Origin of the sequence: Mycolicibacterium anyangense (assembly GCF_010731855.1) — a bacterium.
Classification (GTDB): domain Bacteria; phylum Actinomycetota; class Actinomycetes; order Mycobacteriales; family Mycobacteriaceae; genus Mycobacterium; species Mycobacterium anyangense.
On record NZ_AP022620.1, the window covers coordinates 1677568 to 1697467 of the forward strand.

Annotated in this window: 14 protein-coding genes and 3 rRNA genes; 1 reads left to right on the forward strand and 16 read right to left on the reverse strand. The window is 65.0% G+C overall.

Annotated features, from left to right (window positions below; all coding sequences use genetic code 11):
• Positions 1-7: 7 nt before the first annotated feature.
• The 7 genes from G6N35_RS07965 to steA form a co-directional block, all read right to left on the reverse strand.
• Positions 8-820: a segregation/condensation protein A gene (locus tag G6N35_RS07965; protein ID WP_163803767.1), complete on the reverse strand. Its 813-nt coding sequence runs from the start codon at positions 818-820 to the stop codon at positions 8-10.
• Entirely contained in the window at positions 817-1680 is an 864-nt protein-coding gene (locus G6N35_RS07970) for a ParA family protein (RefSeq protein WP_163803768.1), read from the reverse strand. The genes G6N35_RS07965 and G6N35_RS07970 overlap by 4 nt, the downstream gene beginning before the upstream one ends.
• 91 nt (positions 1681-1771) lie before the next feature.
• Positions 1772-2710, reverse strand: a complete 939-nt coding sequence (gene xerD / locus G6N35_RS07975; protein WP_179967449.1) for a site-specific tyrosine recombinase XerD — start codon at positions 2708-2710, stop codon at positions 1772-1774.
• 5 nt (positions 2711-2715) lie between these two features.
• Positions 2716-3339: an NUDIX domain-containing protein gene (locus tag G6N35_RS07980; RefSeq protein ID WP_163803770.1), complete on the reverse strand. Its 624-nt coding sequence runs from the start codon at positions 3337-3339 to the stop codon at positions 2716-2718.
• Positions 3332-5104 carry a CTP synthase gene (locus tag G6N35_RS07985; protein WP_163803771.1) on the reverse strand — a complete coding sequence of 591 codons (1773 nt, stop codon included), beginning with the start codon at positions 5102-5104 and terminating at the stop codon, positions 3332-3334. Before G6N35_RS07985 ends, G6N35_RS07980 begins: the two co-directional genes overlap by 8 nt.
• A gap of 164 nt (positions 5105-5268) precedes the next feature.
• The gene (locus tag G6N35_RS07990; protein WP_163803772.1) at positions 5269-6207 is read right to left on the reverse strand and encodes a copper transporter; all 939 of its coding nucleotides are present in this window, start codon (positions 6205-6207) and stop codon (positions 5269-5271) included.
• Positions 6208-6238: 31 nt separating this feature from the next.
• Positions 6239-7423: a putative cytokinetic ring protein SteA gene (steA, locus tag G6N35_RS07995; protein ID WP_163803773.1), complete on the reverse strand. Its 1185-nt coding sequence runs from the start codon at positions 7421-7423 to the stop codon at positions 6239-6241.
• A gap of 505 nt (positions 7424-7928) precedes the next feature.
• Between steA and G6N35_RS08000 the strand changes: the two genes are divergently transcribed.
• On the forward strand, positions 7929-8615 hold the full coding sequence (locus tag G6N35_RS08000; protein ID WP_163803774.1) for a hypothetical protein: 687 nt from the start codon (positions 7929-7931) through the stop codon (positions 8613-8615).
• 9 nt (positions 8616-8624) lie between these two features.
• Here G6N35_RS08000 and recN read toward each other — a convergent pair whose 3' ends face one another.
• From recN to G6N35_RS08040, 9 genes are all read right to left on the reverse strand, one after another.
• The gene (gene recN, locus G6N35_RS08005; protein WP_163803775.1) at positions 8625-10385 is read right to left on the reverse strand and encodes a DNA repair protein RecN; all 1761 of its coding nucleotides are present in this window, start codon (positions 10383-10385) and stop codon (positions 8625-8627) included.
• A gap of 7 nt (positions 10386-10392) precedes the next feature.
• Positions 10393-11316 carry an NAD kinase gene (locus G6N35_RS08010; protein ID WP_163803776.1) on the reverse strand — a complete coding sequence of 308 codons (924 nt, stop codon included), beginning with the start codon at positions 11314-11316 and terminating at the stop codon, positions 10393-10395.
• The gene (locus tag G6N35_RS08015) at positions 11313-12122 is read right to left on the reverse strand and encodes a TlyA family RNA methyltransferase (protein ID WP_163803777.1); all 810 of its coding nucleotides are present in this window, start codon (positions 12120-12122) and stop codon (positions 11313-11315) included. The genes G6N35_RS08010 and G6N35_RS08015 overlap by 4 nt, the downstream gene beginning before the upstream one ends.
• 7 nt (positions 12123-12129) lie before the next feature.
• Complete coding sequence (locus G6N35_RS26885) at positions 12130-12297, reverse strand: hypothetical protein (protein ID WP_170313120.1); 168 nt, start codon at positions 12295-12297, stop codon at positions 12130-12132.
• A gap of 8 nt (positions 12298-12305) precedes the next feature.
• A complete protein-coding gene (locus G6N35_RS08020; protein ID WP_179967328.1) occupies positions 12306-13328 on the reverse strand; it encodes an HAD-IIA family hydrolase in 1023 nt (340 codons plus the stop codon).
• A gap of 1 nt (position 13329) precedes the next feature.
• Positions 13330-14166, reverse strand: a complete 837-nt coding sequence (locus G6N35_RS08025; protein WP_163803779.1) for a tetratricopeptide repeat protein — start codon at positions 14164-14166, stop codon at positions 13330-13332.
• A gap of 123 nt (positions 14167-14289) precedes the next feature.
• Positions 14290-14403, reverse strand: a 5S ribosomal RNA gene (gene rrf, locus G6N35_RS08030).
• A 110-nt stretch (positions 14404-14513) separates the two neighbouring features.
• A 23S ribosomal RNA gene (locus G6N35_RS08035) occupies positions 14514-17628 on the reverse strand.
• A gap of 398 nt (positions 17629-18026) precedes the next feature.
• A 16S ribosomal RNA gene (locus tag G6N35_RS08040) occupies positions 18027-19547 on the reverse strand.
• Together the 16S, 23S and 5S rRNA genes form the textbook arrangement of a ribosomal RNA operon.
• Between the last annotated feature and the right edge of the window lie 353 nt (positions 19548-19900).

Below are 19900 nucleotides of genomic sequence, written 5' to 3' on the forward strand. Positions count from 1 at the left end.
GTCGGCTTTACTCTTCTTCCCACTCGGCTTTGACCAGCTCTTCATTCACCAGCCGGTCCCCGGTCCACGAAACTTGGAGCACACCAAGCGGTTCTGACTGGTCGAATGCTACCGCCCGGGACCGGAACAGTTCGAGCAGCGCCAGGAACCGCCCGACGATCTGCATCGGCGCGTCGCAGTCGGCGATGAGCTCCTTGAACGACGCCCACTGCCCCACCCCGCGGCTGGCCAGGAACTCCAGCAGCCGCTCGGCTTGCTCGGGCACCGACACCTGGGACTCGTGCAGATGGTCGGTGCGCACCGTCGGCACCGGCCTGGGGGTGAACGCCGCCGCGGCGATCTGGGCGAAACTTGCCGCATCCACACCCAGCATGACCTCGGGCAGCAGGTCGTTGTAGCGATCTTCGAGGGTCACCGACCGCGGGTAGCTGCGCAGCGCGGCGGCCTCCAGCTCGGCGAACATCTCCGCAACGTGTTTGAAGGCGCGGTACTGCAGCAGCCGGGCGAACAGCAGGTCGCGCACCTCCAGCAGGGCCAGATCCTCCTCGTCGTGCACCTCGCCGGCGGGAAGCAACCGGGCTGCCTTGAGGTCCAGCAGTGTGGCGGCGATCACCAGGAACGCGGTGGTCTCGTCGAGTCCGAGTTTGGGCCCGATCTCCTTGGTGTAGGCGATGAACTCGTCGGTGACCTGATGCAGCGCCACCTCGGTCACGTCGAGTCGGTGGGCGAAGATCAGCTGCAGCAGCAGATCGAACGGACCCTCGAAGTTGGTCAGCCGGACGCGAAAACCACCCTTGTCGGGCGCGGGATCGGCGGTCACTTGCCGAAGCGGTCGATGACCTCACGGGCCAGCGATCGATAAGCCTGCGCCCCAGCTGATTTCGGCGCCCAGGTGGTGATGGGCTCACCGGCGACACTGGTCTCGGGGAAGCGCACGGTCCGGGTGATGACGGTGTCGAACACCAGATCCCCGAAACGTTCCATCACCCGGGCCATCACCTCACGCGCGTTGACGGTGCGGGTGTCGAACCGGGTGATCAGGATGCCGCTGATCGCCAGCCGCGGGTTGAGCCGGTCGCGGACCTTGTCCACGGTGTCGGTGAGCAGCGCCAGACCACGCAGCGAGAAGTACTCACACTCGGTCGGGATGATCACCCCGTCCGAGCATGCCAGCGCGTTGACCGTCAGCAGCCCCAGCGACGGCTGGCAGTCGATGAGGATGTAGTCGTAGCGGTCGATCACCGGGTGCAGCGCGCGGGCCAGGGTCTGCTCCCGGCCCACCTCGTTGACCAGCTGGATCTCGGCCGCCGACAGGTCGATGTTGCTGGGCACCAGGTCCAGCCCCTTGACCCGGGTGTTGATCAGCACCTCGTCGATGCTGACCCGGGGCTCGACCATCAGGTTGTGGACGGTTTGAGCCAGCTCGTAGTGCGGCACCCCGAGCCCCGCCGACAGCGCGCCCTGGGGGTCCAGGTCGACGAGCAGTACCCGGCGGCCGTACTCGGCCAGCGCGGCGCCCAGGTTGATCGTCGAGGTGGTCTTACCGACGCCACCCTTCTGGTTACACATCGAAATGACCCGCGCAGGGCCGTGTGAGGTCAACGGTGCGGGAGTCGGAATGGAGCGGGGCGGGCGGCCGGTGAGACCGATCGGTGCGTCGTCGTCTGCCTCGTCGGTCACGCCCAAGCCCCCCGGAACAGGCACATCGGCGGCGTGAACATCCGCGCAAGTCTATCCATCAGTTGTTTCCCCGAGAGCCATACCGGTGACATCACGCGCGCGGGTGTGCCCCAGCCCATACCTCGCGGAGCGCATGCACCGTGACCAGGGTATAGATCTGGGTGGTCGTCACCGAGGCGTGGCCGAGCAATTCCTGGACCACCCGGACGTCGGCGCCGCCGTCGAGCAGATGGGTGGCGAACGAGTGCCGCAGCGTGTGCGGGGAGACCGCCGCGGTGATGCCGGCCCGCTCCGCGGCGTCCTGCAGCACCTGCCAGGCGCTCTGCCGGGACAGTGGACCGCCCCGGGCGTTGAGGAAGATCTTCGGGGTGCCCCGGCCCCGGCGCACCAGGTCGGGCCGACCACGTACCAGATAGGCGTCCAGGGCCGCGATCGCCGGCCGCCCGACCGGCACCAGCCGTTGCTTGCCGCCCTTACCGCGCAGCAGCACCGAACGGGCCTCGGTGTCGATGTCGTCGAGGTCCAGGCCGACGGCCTCGGAGATGCGCGCCCCGGTGGAGTAGAGCAACTCCAGCAGGGCCCGGTTGCGCAACGTCAGCGGGCCGTCGGAGGGCTCGTCGCCACCGGCACCGTCGAGCAGTGCCAGGACTTCGTCGAGGCTCAGGCTCTTGGGCAGCCGCCGGCTCGGCGTCGGGGGCTTGACCGCCCTGGCCACGTCGAGGTCGATGATCCCCTCCGCGGCGGCGAACCGGTGCAGTCCGCGCACCGCGATCAACGCCCGGGCCGCCGACACCGCCGAGAGCGGACTCACCCCGGACTCCGGGTCGCCACGGCGCAGTGCCACCAGGAAGTCGCTGACATCGTTCTCGGTGACGGTGCGCAGATCGTCGATCCCGCGTTGGCTCAGGTGCTCGGCGTAGCGCCGAAGATCGCGCCGGTAGGAGCTGATGGTGTTGGCCGCAACGCCGCGCTCGATGGTGAGGTGATCGAGGTAGCCCTGCAGCTGGCCGTCGAGGGCCGCGACACGCACGGTCGTCACGCGCCCTCCTGACGGGCGGCGAACGCGCGGGGCCGGTCCGGCCACGGGGCGTCGACCGGGCGGGTGGGCTTACCGTCGACGATCACCGCATGTGCAGCCAGAATGCCCACGGCTGCAATAGAATTGACGATCTCACCGGCCAGTACCTGCTGCGCGGCGTGTTCGATGTCAACCCAGTGCAGGGTGAGGTCGGCCTCTTCGTCGTCGGCCTCCGGACGTTCGATGTGGGTCAGCCCGCGAGCCAGGTACACCCGCACCGCCTCATCGCTGAACCCCGGCGATGTCACCATGTCGGCCAGCACACTCCACTGCTCGGCGGCCAGGCCGGCTTCTTCGTGCAGCTCGCGCGCCGCAGTCACCGCAGGGTCCTCGCCTTCCGCGTCGAGAAGCCCGGCGGGCAGCTCCCACAGTCGTCGGCCCACCGGGTGGCGGTACTGATAGACCATCGCGACGCGACGGTCGTCGTCCACGGCGACCACAGCTACGGCACCGAAATGCTCCACGACATCCCGCGCGGCGGTCTTGCCGCCGGGCATCCGCACCTGATCGGTACGCAGCGCGAGAATCTTTCCGCGGTAGACGGTTTCAGAGGAGACGGTGTCGAAGTCGTGGTTAGCCACGGCTGACGTGTTCTGGAACCTGATCGGGCAGCGCCGGTGCCGCGGTGTCGGGATGCTCCTTGCCGTTGGAGTGCTGCTCGGGGATCTCCACCGGAAGCCGTTCGGCCGCCTTGTAATCGATGGCCGCGCCGATGAAGGCGACGAACAGCGGATGCGGGCGCGTCGGGCGGCTCTTGAGCTCCGGGTGGGCCTGGGTGCCGACCAGGAACGGGTGGACCTCGCGCGGATACTCGACGAATTCGACGAGATGACCGTCCGGCGAGGTGCCGGAGAACTTCAATCCGCTCTTGGCGATGCGGTCACGGTAGGCGTTGTTGACCTCGTAGCGGTGCCGATGACGCTCCGACACCCGGGTGGAATCGTAGGCCTGCGCAACGATCGACCCGGCCTCCAGCACCGCGGGATAGGCACCGAGGCGCATCGTGCCGCCAAGGTCGGCCGCACCGGCCACCGCGTCCCGCTGGTCGGCCATGGTCGAGATCACCGGATCCGGTGTATCCGGCTCGAATTCAGCAGAGTTGGCCTCGGCGAGCCCCACCGAGCGGGCCGCCTCGATCACGATGCACTGCAGACCAAGGCACAACCCGAGCACGGGCAGACCGCGGTGGCGCGCATAACGGATGGCACCGATCTTGCCCTCGATGCCGCGGATGCCGAACCCTCCGGGGATCAGCACGGCGTGCACGTCGTCGAGCACGGCGGCCGCACCACTGTCGGTCTCGCAGTCGTCGGAGGCCACCCAGCGCATCTCGACCTTGGCCCGATGCGCAAATCCACCGGCGCGCAGCGCTTCGGCCACCGACAGGTAGGCATCGGACAGGTCGATGTACTTGCCCACCAACGCGATTCGCACGGTCTCTTTGGGCTCGTGCACCCGGCGCAGCAGGTCGTCCCACTCCGACCAGTCGACGTCGCGGAACGGAAGGTTCAGCCGGCGCACCACGTAGGCGTCGAGTTCCTCGCGGTGCAGCACCTTCGGGATGTCGTAGATCGAGGGCGCGTCGGGGGTGGAGATCACGCCGTCGACGTCCACGTCGCACATCAGCGCGATCTTGTTCTTCAACGGCTCGGGCACATCGCGGTCGCAGCGCAGGATCAGCGCGTCCGGGGAGATGCCGATGCTGCGCAGCGCGGCCACCGAGTGCTGGGTCGGTTTGGTCTTCAACTCGCCCGAAGGCGCCAGGTACGGCACCAGCGAGACGTGCAGGAAGAAACAGTTCTCCCGGCCGACCTCGTGGCGCACCTGGCGGGCGGCCTCGAGGAACGGCAGCGATTCGATGTCGCCGACCGTGCCACCGATCTCGGTGATCACCACATCAGGGCGGTTACCGGAGGCGTCGGGCAGCGCCATCGCCATGATCCGGCGCTTGATCTCGTCGGTGATGTGCGGGATCACCTGCACGGTGTCACCCAGGTACTCGCCGCGGCGCTCCTTGGCGATGACCGTCGAATACACCTGGCCGGTGGTGACATTGGCCGACTGCGACAGGTCGCGGTCCAGGAACCGCTCATAGTGGCCGACGTCGAGGTCCGTCTCGGCACCGTCCTCGGTGACGAACACCTCACCGTGCTGGAACGGGTTCATGGTGCCCGGGTCCACGTTGAGGTACGGATCCAGTTTCTGCATCGTCACCTGCAGTCCACGCGCGGTCAGCAACTGACCGAGACTGCTCGCGGTGAGACCCTTGCCGAGCGACGAAACCACACCGCCCGTGACGAAGAGATGCTTGGTCGCGGCCTGTGGGTGCTTGCGCAAGGGTGGCAAGAGCAACCTCCGTGATTCGGCGCAGGGCTTGTGTTTTCCAGGGCTTGAAAGAATTCGAGACCTAGTTGGGGCCTGCCGACCCACGGAAACTCACCTTAACACCGACACCGACAAGCCGTCGCTAACACGCCAGTGGGCTGCGTTACGTCCCCGCTACCTCTGGGTTACTGCGGCACGGTGAGCGAGGCTGCCCCGGGCCCGTTGCCGAACTGTCCCGACGGCGCGCCGCCGATCAGCTTCTGCAGGGCCAGCACCACGGTGATCCGGCCGGACTCGACGTTGATGTCGTCGACGGTGGTCACCGCGGCCGCCATGCCGGCATCGGCGCGTGTCACCGCGACCGCAGACGTCCCGGTGGCCGATCCGTCGCGGCCGGCCAGTACCGTGCCGGTGCCGTGCGGGGCCAGCCCGGCGGCAAAGCGGGCGACGGTGGAGCCCTGGTTGCCCGCGTCGTCGCCCAGCGCCCCACCGGTGACGACGATGGCGGTGTTGGCAGCGCCGATGTGGTCGCCCTGATAGGCCAGGAAGCCGGTCTCGCGCATGGCGGCCAGCACGGTATCGCGCTGCTGGTCGTCAACCGGTTTGATCTCCGGGTTGCGGTCGATCAGCAGGGCGATCCCGAGCAGGTCACCGGCTTGGGATCCCTGGTCGACCATCGTGGTGCTCAGTTGGGCACCGGCAGGCAATGACGAGCTGACCACGGTGCGCAACTTCTCCGCGGAGTTGGCGGCGACGAACTCCTGGGTCAGCGCCACCGTCGCGGTGACCGCGCCACCGGCCTGGCCGACGACCCGGCTCATCGCCTTGACATCGTCATCGTCGGCATCCGGGGTGCGGAAGATCACCACCGTCTTGCCCGCCAGTGCGTCGCGCACGATGCGCCCCGACATCTGGGTGTCGAATTCGTTTGCGGCGCTCAGCTTTTCGTTGAGAGCGTTGCGCTGGTCGGTCAACGCATTGATCTGGTTGGCCAGATCCTGCTTCTCACTGCGCAGCCCGGACAGCAACGTATCGGAGAGCACCCCCGAGCCGAGCACGACGCCAAGGGCCAGGGCAAGGAACACCGCTGCCAGTGAAATGGCATGGTGGCGTAGCGAAATCACAGCCGATGAGCCTTTCTGCTCTGCGGCCGGGCTATGTCACCCAGGCCTGCACCCACAGCGTGAAGCGGTTCCAGTAATTGACGATCCAGTCGATCACCACCGCATCAGCCCGAGACACCCACAGAGCGGCAATGATCGCGAAGAGCACCGCCAGCACCAGCATGGCGATGGCACCACCGGAGATGTGGTTGCGATACAGCGTGGCAACGGCTTTCGCGTCGACGAGCTTCTCGCCGACCTTGAGCCGGGTCAGGAACGTCGACGGATTGCTCTGCTGGCGCGAACGGTCGAAGAACTCCTCGATGGTGGCCGAGTGTCCGGCTGTGACGATCAGTGCGGCGCCGTGGTGATCGACCAGCAGCAGTGCCAGGTCAGCGGCCGAGCCGGCGGCAGGGAACGTCATCGCACCGATCCCGAGGTCCTGGATGCGCTCCAGACCGACGGCGTGTCCGTCGGCGTCGGCAGGCAGCACCACCTGGGCGCCGCTCTTGAGCACGTCGGCGCTCATCGAGTCGGGGTTGCCGACGATCAGCGCGGGCCGGTAGCCGGCCTTGTGCAGGACGTCAGCACCGGCACCGACACCGACAAGAACGGGCTGGTACTCCTTGATGAACGGCTTGAGGGCCTTGAGATCCTCCTCGGCGCCGGCTCCGTCGGCCACCACCAGGACGTGGCGGCGATAGACGTCGACGTCGATATCGGGGATACCGATGCCGTCGATCAGCAGCGGGCTCTCACTGCGGATGAACTCGATCGTGTTGCCCGCGAAAGCTTCCAGATGCGCGACCAGCCCGGTCTTGGCGTCGTGCATGAGGTCGGCGATCTCTTCGTCGCTGCGCTCCACACCGTGCACCAGGCGACGGTCGCCGGCGTAGACGCCGCCGTTGTGCAGGCGGATCTTGGCGCCGTCCTTGATCTTCTTGAATGCCTCGGCACCGACGCTGTCGATCAGCGCGATGTTGTTGGCCACCAAGACCTCCGGCCCCAGGTTCGGGTAACGGCCGGAGATCGACGGCGAGACGTTGACCACCCCGGCAACCCGGGCGTCCACGAGCGCGTCAGCGGTCATCCGGTCCAGATCCAGGATGTCGAGCACCACGATGTCACCGGGACCGACGCGGCGCAGCAGGCGGTCGATGTCGCGGTCGACGCGGGCTGTCCCCGTGACACCCGGGCGTGCGCTGGTATTACGTGAAAGAAGCGCTGACATCTTCATGGGCCGATTCTGTCGGTCAACCCTCAAGTAGAGGTGGAGGCGCGCCGTAACATCTGTCCCACAAGTTTTCTTTTGTCACAACTGCAACACCCGTCGTGTCACAGTCCTGCTTCGTCGCGTGCGCTGAGCATCGCGGCTTTCCCATCCGCACCGTCCAGTAGGTACGGTCAGTTCACCAGCGCGGGAGGTGCTCGCAATGCCGACAGCAGCGGCCGCACCATGGATTGCGGGCGTGTTCGCCGCAGTCGGGCTCGGCGCAGCACTTGTCAGCGGCCAAGGCATCGCTCAGGCCGACACCCCAGACCACGGATCGACACGTCCCGCCGATTCAGCCCACTCCGCGCCGCGGGAACCCACCGCCCGCGCGTCGGCGCGGCCCGCCAGACAAACGCCCACGGTCACCCGTCTCGTCACTACGCCAGCAGGTTCGCCGACGCCGGGTCCGCACCCGGCTCGTCGCCAAGCGATCGACGGTGTTGGCCGGCCTGCCCCTCGATCGCCGGCAGTGGCGAAACCGCCGGTTCCTGAAGTAGTCACCACCATCACCAAGTGGTTCGCCGAGGTGCGCAACCTGCTCCGAACCGAATCGGTCCGGCCCCGCTCCGGGGATATGACACAGACCCCGTACGGAAACCTCGGGAAGTGGATGCTGACCTCCAGCGACGGCCCCGCCGACTGGCCCAACCAAGGATTCCCGCTCGTTACCCTCTATCAGCCGATCAACGTCGTCATCGTCGACCCGACGTCGGCCACCGCCGCAGAGTCAGCAACGAAACTCAACACCGCCCTGACGGCCGCCGGCTTCCCGCCCGAACCGATCCACGCCGCGGGATATCGCGCGGTGATCAACGGGATCAGCTACGGCCAGCAGCCCACCGCACCACTTCAGGCTTTCGCCAACGCGCACTGGCTGCTGACCAACGACCACGGTCGGGTATTCGGCTCAACACCGGCCCCGGACGGCTCCGGCTTCGTCTGGACCGCGAACTTCAGCCGCGAAGGTACCGGTTTTGTCTACATCGTCCCGACCCATGTCTATGTCTCGTTCAACCAGGCCCGCGACGCCGTTCGTGATGGCCTGATCGCCAGTGGTGCAACCGATCTGGGCGTACTCGACATGAACAACACGCTGTCGGGCCGGACCACCACCGGCGACCACGACGGCTACGCCGTGGTCATCAGACTCACCTGAAGCCCGGGCTCAGGTCGCGATGCGATCCTGGCCGGCGGCAGCCAACAGCTCCCGGGCATGCGCCCGCCCGGTGTCGGACTCCCCCAGCCCCGCCAACATGCGGGCCAGCTCGGCCACCCGCTGCTCGTCATCGAGCCTGCGCACCTCGCTGGCGCCGTTGCGGCCCGATTCGACCACCAGATGGGTATCGGCGTACGCGGCGACCTGCGGCAGGTGGGTGACGACGATGACTTGATGGCTGCGCGCCAACCGGGCCAGCCGACGCCCGATCTGGACGGCGGCTCGCCCGCCCACACCCGCATCGACTTCGTCGAACACCATCGTCGTGCCCTCGGCGGACGCGGCCAGCACCACTTCCAGCGCCAACATCACCCGCGACAGTTCGCCGCCGGAGGCACTCTTGTTGAGCGGCAGCACATCGGTACCGCGATGGGCGGTGAAGCCGAACTCGACCAGGTCCACACCGTCGCCACCGGCGTGCGCCAGTTCGCCGGACGGCAGCCGCAGCGGTGCGGTGTCGTCGTCACGGGCGGGCATCGTCGAGACCGTGACCGTGAAGTCGGCGTCGGCCATCGCCAGCCCGGCGAGCTCCGCTGTGACGGCCTTGGCCAGCCCCTTGGCCGCCTTGGCCCGCGCCTTGGAGAGCTCACCGGCCGCGGCCGCGACCTGGGCGGCAAGTTCCTCGACCCGACGCGCCAGACCACCGAGCGCCTCCTCGGAGACGTCCAGCTGCGCCAGCCGGGTGCGGGACTCCGCCGCCCAGCGCAGCACCCCGTCGACGTCGGCAGCGTACTTGCGGGTCAGACTCCGCAACTCGGCCTGGCGGGCCAGCTTGGACTCCAGCGAGCTGGCGTCACCGGGCAGTTCAGCGAGGAAGTCGCCGAGTTCGCGGGCGGCATCGCCGACGACGGTCAGTACCTCGGTGAGCTGGCGGGCCAGGCCCGCCAGCGTGGCGTCGTCGGTGGACTGCAGCAGGCCGATCGCCCGCCCGAGAGTGTCGGTGGCCGAGTGCGGTTCGCCGTCGGAGACGTCGTCCATCGACGCCGACAGGGCGGCGCGGGCGCCGGCCGCAGCCTCGCGCAGCGCATCGAGCTCGGAGAGCCGGCGAATATCGGCGACCAGTGTCTCGTCCTCGCCCGGCGCCGGGTCGACCCCGTCGATCTCGGTCAGCGCAAACTTGAGCCGGTCGGCTTCCTGGGCGAGCTCACGGGCCCGGTTGGTGCGGTCGACGAGGTCGCGGCGGGCGATCTGCCACTCATTGCGGACCTTCTTGTAGCGCTCGAGTTTGGTCTCGACGCCGGCGAACCGGTCCAGCGCCGCGCGCTGCTCGTCGAAACGCATCAGCCGCAACTGGTCGTTCTGCCCGTGCAGAGTGAGCAGCCCGTTGGTGAACGTGGTCAGGGACTTGGCCGGCACGCTGCGGCCACCGAGATTGGCTCGCGACGGCCCGCCCCGGCTGACCGAACGCAGCGCGATGATGCTGCCGTCGTCGTCGCGGTCAGCCCCGGAGGCGTCGAGGATCTCGTCGATCTGGGCAGCGGTCACCGGGTCGAGGTCCGCGGTGGTGAACCGTCCCTCAACCACCGCCCGGTCAGCACCCGAGCGCACCCGGGAGGCGTCGGCGCGGGCACCGCCGAGCAGGTGCAGACTGGTGACCACCATGGTCTTGCCGGTGCCGGTCTCCCCGGTGAGCACGGTCAGGCCCTTGTCGAACTCGGCCGTCGCGGCGCTGATCGCACCCAGCGACTGGATCCGGATCTCGGCGAGCATCGTCGGCCTACCGCCCGCGCCAGCCCGTGACCGGCAGGCGGAACTTGCGCACCAGGCGGTCGGTGAACGGCGCGCTGTCCAGCCGCACCCACTTCAGCGGGGTGCTGCACTTGGTCACCTCGAGGCGGCCGCCGGCCGGCACGCGCATCTCGCGGCGGCCGTCGCAGAGCACCAGCGCATCGTGGCTGTCGGCGTCGATCTCGATGGCGATCACCGCGTGCGGGCTGGTCACCATCGGCCGCGCGAACAGGGCGTGGGCGTTGTTGGGCACCACCAGGATTGCTTCCAGGTCCGGCCACACCACCGGGCCACCGGCGGAGAACGCATAGGCCGTCGAGCCGGTGGGGCTCGATACCAGCACCCCGTCACAGCCGAATGACGACACCGGCCGCCCGTCGATCTCGAGAACCACACCGATGACCCCGAGGCGGGTGCCCTTCTCCAGGCTGGCCTCGTTGAGCGCCCAGCCGCGGGAGACCACCTGCCCTTCGACGCGCACGGCAATGTCGAGGGTCATGCGCTGTTCGACGCGGTAGGTGCGCGACACCACGTGCTCGAGCACCACGTCGATGGCCTCGGCTTCGGCTTCGGCGAGGAAGCCGATCCGGCCGAGGTTGACCCCGAGCACCGGGATCTCGGCGTTGCGGGCCAGTTCGGCGGCACGCAGGAACGTCCCGTCCCCGCCGAGCACCAGCACGAGTTCACACCCCTCGGCGGCCCGTTCGTCGGCGTCGACCACCTCCAGGTCGGGCCCCAGCGCACGCAGGTCAGGAGGGTCGATCTGGATCGAGCCCCGGTCGACGGCATCGGCGGACAACACACGCAGTCCGATCCCGTTGTCGCTCAACACCTTTTCGACGCGACGCGCGGTGTCGGCGGCGTCCTCACGGCCGGTATGGACGACCAGCAGGACCACCCGCTCCTGTGTCATTGCGGTCCTTCCGCGACGGCGCGGCGCACCGCGGCGTCCAGTTCGGTTCCCAGCAGCGCGCGATCGGTCTGGGCGCGCAACCACAAGAAGTATTCGACATTGCCAGACGGACCCGGCAGCGGGCTGGCCGTCACGTCCACGGTCTGCCAACCGAGGGCTTCGGCGCGGGCGGCCACCGCCAGCACCGCGGTAGCCCGCAGCTGCGGATCGGACACCACACCTCCGGAGCCCACCTGATCGCGGCCGACCTCGAACTGCGGCTTCACCATGGGAACGATATCGGCGGTCGGTTGCGCACATGCGGTCAGAGCGGGCAGCACGGTGGCCAGGGAGATGAACGACAGGTCGGCGACGACGATGTCGACCTGGCCGCCGATGGCCTCCGGGGCGAGGTCCCGGACGTTGGTCCTTTCGATCACCCGTACTCGCTCATCCGAGCGCAGCGACCAGGCCAGTTGCCCGTAGCCGACGTCAACGGCGACGACCTCGGTGGCGCCGCGGTCCAGCAGCACCTCGGTGAAGCCGCCGGTCGAGGCGCCGGCATCCAGGCAGCGCCGGCCCACCACGTCGATTCCGAAAACGTCCAATGCACCGATCAGTTTGTGGGCGCCGCGCGATACCCACGTCTTCTCGTCATCGCCCTCGACGGTCAGATTGGCGGTGACCGATACCGCCGTCGCGGGCTTGACCGCGGGCATCCCGTCGATACTCACACGGCCGGCGCCGATCAGTTCAGCGGCCTGCTGGCGCGACCGCGCCAGGCCGCGACGGACCAGTTCTGCGTCAACCCGGGCACGCCGCGCCACGCCGACCTCAGCCTTTCTCCACCGACTCCAGCGCACGAACCAGGATTTGGTGTGCATCCTCCAGCCGCCGACCGACCTCGTCGATGTCGAGGTCAGCGGCGTCGCCCTCGATGCTGGGGAGTTCGGCAAGCACAGCATCGACCTCGGTGCGGATCTGATCAGGATCGGTGTTCATCTCACCGTTCACGCTAGCCGATCAGCCGCCGTCAGCAGTGACCAGCGTTCCAGCGCGGCGCGGGCGGTGTCGTCGCCGGCGGCGACAGTCACCGTCTCTCCGGCGGGTGCCGCGTCCCATACGGCGCGGGCGGTGGACCGCACGATCGACAACGCATCATCGGTCTCGCTGCCGGCCGTGAAGACAGTGACGGTGCGGCCGGCCGTTTCAGTCCGCCAGGCTGGGTGCGCGGCCACCGCCAAGACAGCGGCATCGCTGTGCAGATCGCGGAGGTCCGCCGCGATCAGCGTTGGCCGCTGATCAGGACGGGCGTGAACCGCGTCAGCGGCGTCGTTGACGCCGGTGAGCACCATCAGGCTGGGCAGCCCGGCCGCATTGGCGCCCTCGATATCGGTGTCGAGTCGATCCCCGACGACCAGCGGGCTGTGGAAGGAGCCGCGGGCCAACGCATCTCGCATCAATGCCGGGGCCGGTTTGCCCGCGACCTGGGGCTCGGCGTCGGTGGCGGTCTTCAGTGCGGCGACCATCGATCCGTTCCCCGGCAGCAGGCCGCGTTCGGTCGGAAGCGTGCGATCGACGTTGGCCGCGACCCACAGGGCACCGGACCGGATCGCCAGCGCTGCTTCGGCGAGGATGGCCCAGTCAGTGGTGGTCGAGTGACCCTGCACCACGGCCACCGGATCGTCGGCGAACAATCGCACCGGTTGCAGACCCACCGCACTGATCTCCCCGGCAAGCGCATCAGTGCCGACCACGAGCACCTTGGCGCCGGCAGGCAACTGCTGGGCCAGCAGACCGGCGGCGCTCTGGGCGCTGGTCACCACGTCCTCGGCCGAAGCGGTGAACCCGAGCTCACGCAGATGGTCGGCGACCTCGTCGGCGGCACGGGAGGCATTGTTGGTCACGAAGAGCGTGCGGGTGTCGGCCCGATCGAGGGCATCGATGGCGCCCTCGGTCGGCTCGTGCCCGCGAAAGACGGTGCCGTCGAGATCGAGCAGCAGGCAATCGTGTTGCTGCGCAAGCGTTGTCACGTCAGGCCAGCTCGCCGACCCGGTCTTCGGCGTCGGTGACACCGTCGACGTCCGCGGCAGCGGCATGGATGAACCACTGCAGGGCTTCGTCGGAGCGGCCGAGGGCCAGCAGCGTCTCGGCGTAGACATAGAACAGCCGCGCCGCGGTGGTGCCGCTGCGCGAGGGATCGGGCTGCGGGCTGGACAGCACCGCAAGAGCTTGGTCGAGCTGGCCGAGGTCTGCACGGGCGCCGGCTGCGACGATTCGCATCTCGTCGGCGTCGTCACCGGTGAGCTCCGCGGCTTCGGGGCTGCGGGCCAACTCGATGGCGCGTTCCGGCCGTCCGACACCGCGCTCGCAGTCGGCGATCAGCGGCAGCAGCTGCGACTTACTGCCCATGCGGCGGGCCGCACGGAACTCCGAGAGGGCCTGCGCCCAATCACCGCACTGGTAGGCGGCGATACCGACAGCCTCGCGGACCGCGGCGATACGCCCGGAGCGGGCGCGGGCCGCTTGCGCATGGGCGAGCGCGGCTTCCGGGTCCTCGTCGATCAGCTCGCCGGCGGCAACCAGATGACGGGCGACGGTATCGGCGGTGGCGCGGTCCAACGTCGAAAGCTCGCCACGGATCTCAGGTGCGAGCTGTTTGGCTTCGATCGATTCCGGGATACGCGGGCCACTGGCCCGCGCGGTCTCGTCGGCCTCGGGCCGGTGCTGCGGCTGGGCTTGGCGGGCGCGTCCGGCCCCGGACCGATACGGCGCATTGGGTCCTCGACGATCGCGGCCTGCAGCGCCGTTCGCACCGGCGGGACGCCGGATCGGGCGCCCACCGGAATTGCCTTGCCTGTCGTCAACCACCTGTAAAGGATACGGGCAGCACCGAGAGGGCCACAATTCGGCATTCTTCGATTCACGGAAATGCAATTCAAACGCGAATAGAGAAACGCCCCCCGATTTCTCGGGGGGCGTTTCCTAATGTGTGTTCGGCGGTGTCCTACTTTTCCACCCGGGTTGGGTAGTATCATCGGCGCTGGCAGGCTTAGCTTCCGGGTTCGGGATGGGTCCGGGCGTTTCCCTGCCGCTATGGCCGCCGTAACTCTATTCACTTTGTGTGAGTGTGTTTTGGTGGTGGGGTGCAGTCTTGTTGTTTGACTGGTGTGGTGTGGTTGCGAGGAAGGTTTCCAACATTTTGTGGTGTTGTTGGTTGTTGTAAGTTTTCGGCCGGTTAGTGCCAGTTCCCTGCACGCATTACTGCGCTTTCAGGTCTGGTCTATCGATCCCGTGGTCTGCGGGGGGCCTTATCCCACTAAATGGGTGAGAAGCCTGGTCTTGGAGAAGGTTTCCCGCTTAGATGCTTTCAGCGGTTATCCTGTCCGAACGTGGCTATCCAGCGGTGCCCCTGGTGGGACAACTGGTGGACCAGAGGTTCGTCCGTCCCGGTCCTCTCGTACTAGGGACAGCTTTCCTCAAGCTTCTGACGCGCGCGGCGGATAGAGACCGAACTGTCTCACGACGTTCTAAACCCAGCTCGCGTGCCGCTTTAATGGGCGAACAGCCCAACCCTTGGGACCTGCTCCAGCCCCAGGATGCGACGAGCCGACATCGAGGTGCCAAACCATCCCGTCGATATGGACTCTTGGGGAAGATCAGCCTGTTATCCCCGGGGTACCTTTTATCCGTTGAGCGACACCCCTTCCACTCGGGGGTGCCGGATCACTAGTCCCGACTTTCGTCCCTGCTTGACATGTCCGTCTCGCAGTCAAGCTCCCTTGTGCACTTGCACTCAACACCTGATTGCCGTCCAGGTTGAGGGAACCTTTGGGCGCCTCCGTTACATTTTAGGAGGCAACCGCCCCAGTTAAACTACCCACCAGGCACTGTCCCTGAACCGGATATACGGTTCGAAGTTAGAAGTCCAATACGATCAGAGTGGTATTTCAACAACGACTCCACCCACACTGGCGTGTGAGTTTCACAGTCTCCCACCTATCCTACACAAACCGTATCGAACGCCAATACCAAGCTATAGTGAAGGTCCCGGGGTCTTTTCGTCCTGCCGCGCGTAACGAGCATCTTTACTCGTAGTGCAATTTCGCCGAGTCTATGGTTGAGACAGTTGAGAAGTCGTTACGCCATTCGTGCAGGTCGGAACTTACCCGACAAGGAATTTCGCTACCTTAGGATGGTTATAGTTACCACCGCCGTTTACTGGGGCTTAAATTCTCCGCTTCACCCAAGGGTTAACGGGTCCTCTTAACCTTCCAGCACCGGGCAGGCGTCAGTCCGTATACATCGTCTTGCGACTTCGCACGGACCTGTGTTTTAGTAAACAGTCGCTTCTCACTGGTTTGTGCCACCCCCCACCGCTGCCGGCCGCGAGGGCCATGACAGTAGGAGGTCCCCCTTCTCCCGAAGTTACGGGGGTATTTTGCCGAGTTCCTTAACCATAGTTCACTCGTACGCCTCGGTATTCTCTACCTGACCACCTGTGTCGGTTTGGGGTACGGGCCGTGTGTGTGCTCGCTAGAGGCTTTTCTCGGCAGCTGAGGATCACCGAATTCGCCTCACTCGGCTATGCATCACCTCTCAGGATATGTGCCAGACGGATTTGCCTATCTGACTCCCTACAGGTTTGCCCCAGTATTACCACTGACTGGTACGGCTACCTTCCTGCGTCACCCCATCGCTTGACTACTACCAAAGAAGGTCCCGCGCAGCCGGCGACTTTCCACTCCCGAAGGAGTGGATAGGCCACCATTTGGGCGGTTAGTACCTCTGATTCATCATTGGGCGCTCACACACGGGTACGGGAATATCAACCCGTTGTCCATCGACTACGCCTGTCGGCCTCGCCTTAGGTCCCGACTCACCCTGGGCGGACTGGCCTGGCCCAGGAACCCTTGGTCTTTCGGCGGGCAAGGTTCTCACTTGCCTTATCGCTACTCATGCCTGCATTCTCACTCCCACACCCTCCACAGCTCCATTACCAGGCTGCTTCACTGGGTGCAGGACGCTCCCCTACCCAACGTATGAATACGTTGCCGCGGCTTCGGCGGTGTGCTTGAGCCCCGCTACATTATCGGCGCACAATCACTTGACCAGTGAGCTATTACGCACTCTTTCAAGGGTGGCTGCTTCTAAGCCAACCTCCTGGTTGTCTCTGCGACTGCACATCCTTTTCCACTTAGCACACGCTTAGGGGCCTTAGCCGGCGATCTGGGCTGTTTCCCTCTCGACGCACGGAGCTTATCCCCCGCCGTCTCACTGCCGCGTTCTTGGACTTACCGGCATTCGGAGTTTGGCTGACGTCAGTAACCCTGTGGGGCCCATCGGCCATCCAGTAGCTCTACCTCCGGTAAGAAACACGCGACGCTGCACCTAAATGCATTTCGGGGAGAACCAGCTATCACGGAGTTTGATTGGCCTTTCACCCCTACCCACAACTCATCCCCTCAGTCTTCAACCTAAGTGGGTTCGGGCCTCCACGCGGTCTTACCCGCGCTTCACCCTGGCCATGGGTAGATCACTCCGCTTCGGGTCCAGAACACACCACTACACCACACACTGTTGTGTGGATACGCCCTATTCAGACTCGCTTTCGCTACGGCTACCCCACCCGGGTTAACCTCGCGACATGTCCCTGACTCGCAGGCTCATTCTTCAAAAGGCACGCCATCACCCCACCACGAAGGAGGGCTCTGACGGATTGTAGGCACACGGTTTCAGGTACTATTTCACTCCTCCCGGGGTACTTTTCACCATTCCCTCACGGTACTAATCCGCTATCGGTCACTGGGAAGTATTCAGGCTTACCGGGTGGTCCCGGCAGATTCACAGCAGATTTCACGGGCCCGCTGCTACTCGGGAAACATTCCACAGAAGCCGTCATGTTTTCGGTTACGGGGCTCTCACCCACTACGGCAGACCATCCCAGGTCACTTCACCTAACACAACGGTTTATCACTCCTGCCCCGGCCGGCAGACCGAAGACGAAACGTCCCACAACACCGCACACACAACCCTGCCGGGTATCACATGCATACGGTTTAGCCATCCTCCGCTTTCGCTCGCCACTACTCACGGAATCACAATTGTTTTCTCTTCCTACGGGTACTGAGATGTTTCACTTCCCCGCGTTCCCCCCCGCACCCTATGTATTCAGATGCGGGTGACACGACATCACTCGTGCCGGGTTTCCCCATTCGGACATCCTCGGATCAACGCTCGGTTGACAGCTCCCCGAGGCATTTCGCAGCCTCCCACGTCCTTCATCGGCTCCCAGTGCCAAGGCATCCACCATGCGCCCTTAAACACTTACAAACACAAAACCAAAAAATGAGATTAGGAAAAATTGCACATCAACACACAACAGCCACACCAACCCGAAGACCGGTGCAAACCCCTGCGTGCTAGATGCTCGCAACCACTATCCACAAATCAAACACCACACCCCACCACCAAAGATGGAGCAACAACACGCCTCCCACCCCACACAGGGGCCAGGGAAAAACGGGCCTGTTGTCTCAAAGCCCAACAGTGTGTTTGGCAGCACCACGAACCGCTCAAGGAAACCCCTCGAGGCCCCGGCCGCAGATACTTTGCTTGTCGTGCACCAGACCCCCACCCACTACAGGTGAAAAAGGGCCATCCAACGAATCGATCAGAACACCGAACCCCCACACGATGTGGGCGGGCCTGATTCTCGTGGTGCTCCTTAGAAAGGAGGTGATCCAGCCGCACCTTCCGGTACGGCTACCTTGTTACGACTTCGTCCCAATCGCCGATCCCACCTTCGACGGCTCCCTCCCTTACGGGTTAGGCCACCGGCTTCGGGTGTTACCGACTTTCATGACGTGACGGGCGGTGTGTACAAGGCCCGGGAACGTATTCACCGCAGCGTTGCTGATCTGCGATTACTAGCGACTCCGACTTCACGGGGTCGAGTTGCAGACCCCGATCCGAACTGAGACCGGCTTTGAAAGGATTCGCTCCACCTCACGGCATCGCAGCCCTTTGTACCGGCCATTGTAGCATGTGTGAAGCCCTGGACATAAGGGGCATGATGACTTGACGTCATCCCCACCTTCCTCCGAGTTGACCCCGGCAGTCTCTCACGAGTCCCCACCATAACGTGCTGGCAACATGAGACAAGGGTTGCGCTCGTTGCGGGACTTAACCCAACATCTCACGACACGAGCTGACGACAGCCATGCACCACCTGCACACAGGCCACAAGGGAACCGACATCTCTGCCGGCGTCCTGTGCATGTCAAACCCAGGTAAGGTTCTTCGCGTTGCATCGAATTAATCCACATGCTCCGCCGCTTGTGCGGGCCCCCGTCAATTCCTTTGAGTTTTAGCCTTGCGGCCGTACTCCCCAGGCGGGGTACTTAATGCGTTAGCTACGGCACGGATCCCAAGGAAGGAAACCCACACCTAGTACCCACCGTTTACGGCGTGGACTACCAGGGTATCTAATCCTGTTCGCTCCCCACGCTTTCGCTCCTCAGCGTCAGTTACTGCCCAGAGACCCGCCTTCGCCACCGGTGTTCCTCCTGATATCTGCGCATTCCACCGCTACACCAGGAATTCCAGTCTCCCCTGCAGTACTCCAGTCTGCCCGTATCGCCCGCACGCCCACAGTTAAGCTGTGAGTTTTCACGAACAACGCGACAAACCACCTACGAGCTCTTTACGCCCAGTAATTCCGGACAACGCTCGGACCCTACGTATTACCGCGGCTGCTGGCACGTAGTTGGCCGGTCCTTCTTCTACAGGTACCGTCACTTGCGCTTCGTCCCTGCTGAAAGAGGTTTACAACCCGAAGGCCGTCATCCCTCACGCGGCGTCGCTGCATCAGGCTTGCGCCCATTGTGCAATATTCCCCACTGCTGCCTCCCGTAGGAGTCTGGGCCGTATCTCAGTCCCAGTGTGGCCGGTCACCCTCTCAGGCCGGCTACCCGTCGTCGCCTTGGTAGGCCATCACCCCACCAACAAGCTGATAGGCCGCGGGCCCATCCCACACCGCAAAAGCTTTCCCCCACCAGGCCATGCGACCAGCAGGGTATATTCGGTATTAGACCCAGTTTCCCAGGCTTATCCCAAAGTGCAGGGCAGATCACCCACGTGTTACTCACCCGTTCGCCACTCGTGTACCCCGAAGGGCCTTACCGTTCGACTTGCATGTGTTAAGCACGCCGCCAGCGTTCGTCCTGAGCCAGGATCAAACTCTCCAAACAAAAACCCCACACAAAAGCATGGCGAATTCACAATCAGAGAAAATCTGACCTAACAAAAAGACACCAAAACTGGCATCAAAAAGCCACACCCCAACACGGGGGTATCAGAATGCGGCAAAAAACAACAAACAAAAACCACCAAACACACTATTGAGTTCTCAAACAACACACCCCAGTCACCCACTCGACCGCGCAGTAACCCCGCGACCCGAAGGCCGCGTAGATATCGTGCGGACAAGAGGAACAACCCTGTTTCCAGGTTTGATTCCCGGGAGGTCTTCGCGCTCCCCGGCTTGGCCGGGCCGCTCTGACTTGGAATAAGTTACGTGAGTGCTAACAGCGAGTCAAATCGC

Bases quoted from the DNA above. Each gene is read 5' to 3' on its own strand.
- steA (WP_163803773.1), bottom strand. From the start codon at position 7,423: ATGAAGATGTCAGCGCTTCTTTCACGTAATACCAGCGCACGCCCGGGT.
- recN (WP_163803775.1), bottom strand. From the start codon at position 10,385: ATGCTCGCCGAGATCCGGATCCAGTCGCTGGGTGCGATCAGCGCCGCG.
- G6N35_RS08010 (WP_163803776.1), bottom strand. From the start codon at position 11,316: ATGACACAGGAGCGGGTGGTCCTGCTGGTCGTCCATACCGGCCGTGAG.
- G6N35_RS26885 (WP_170313120.1), bottom strand. From the start codon at position 12,297: ATGAACACCGATCCTGATCAGATCCGCACCGAGGTCGATGCTGTGCTT.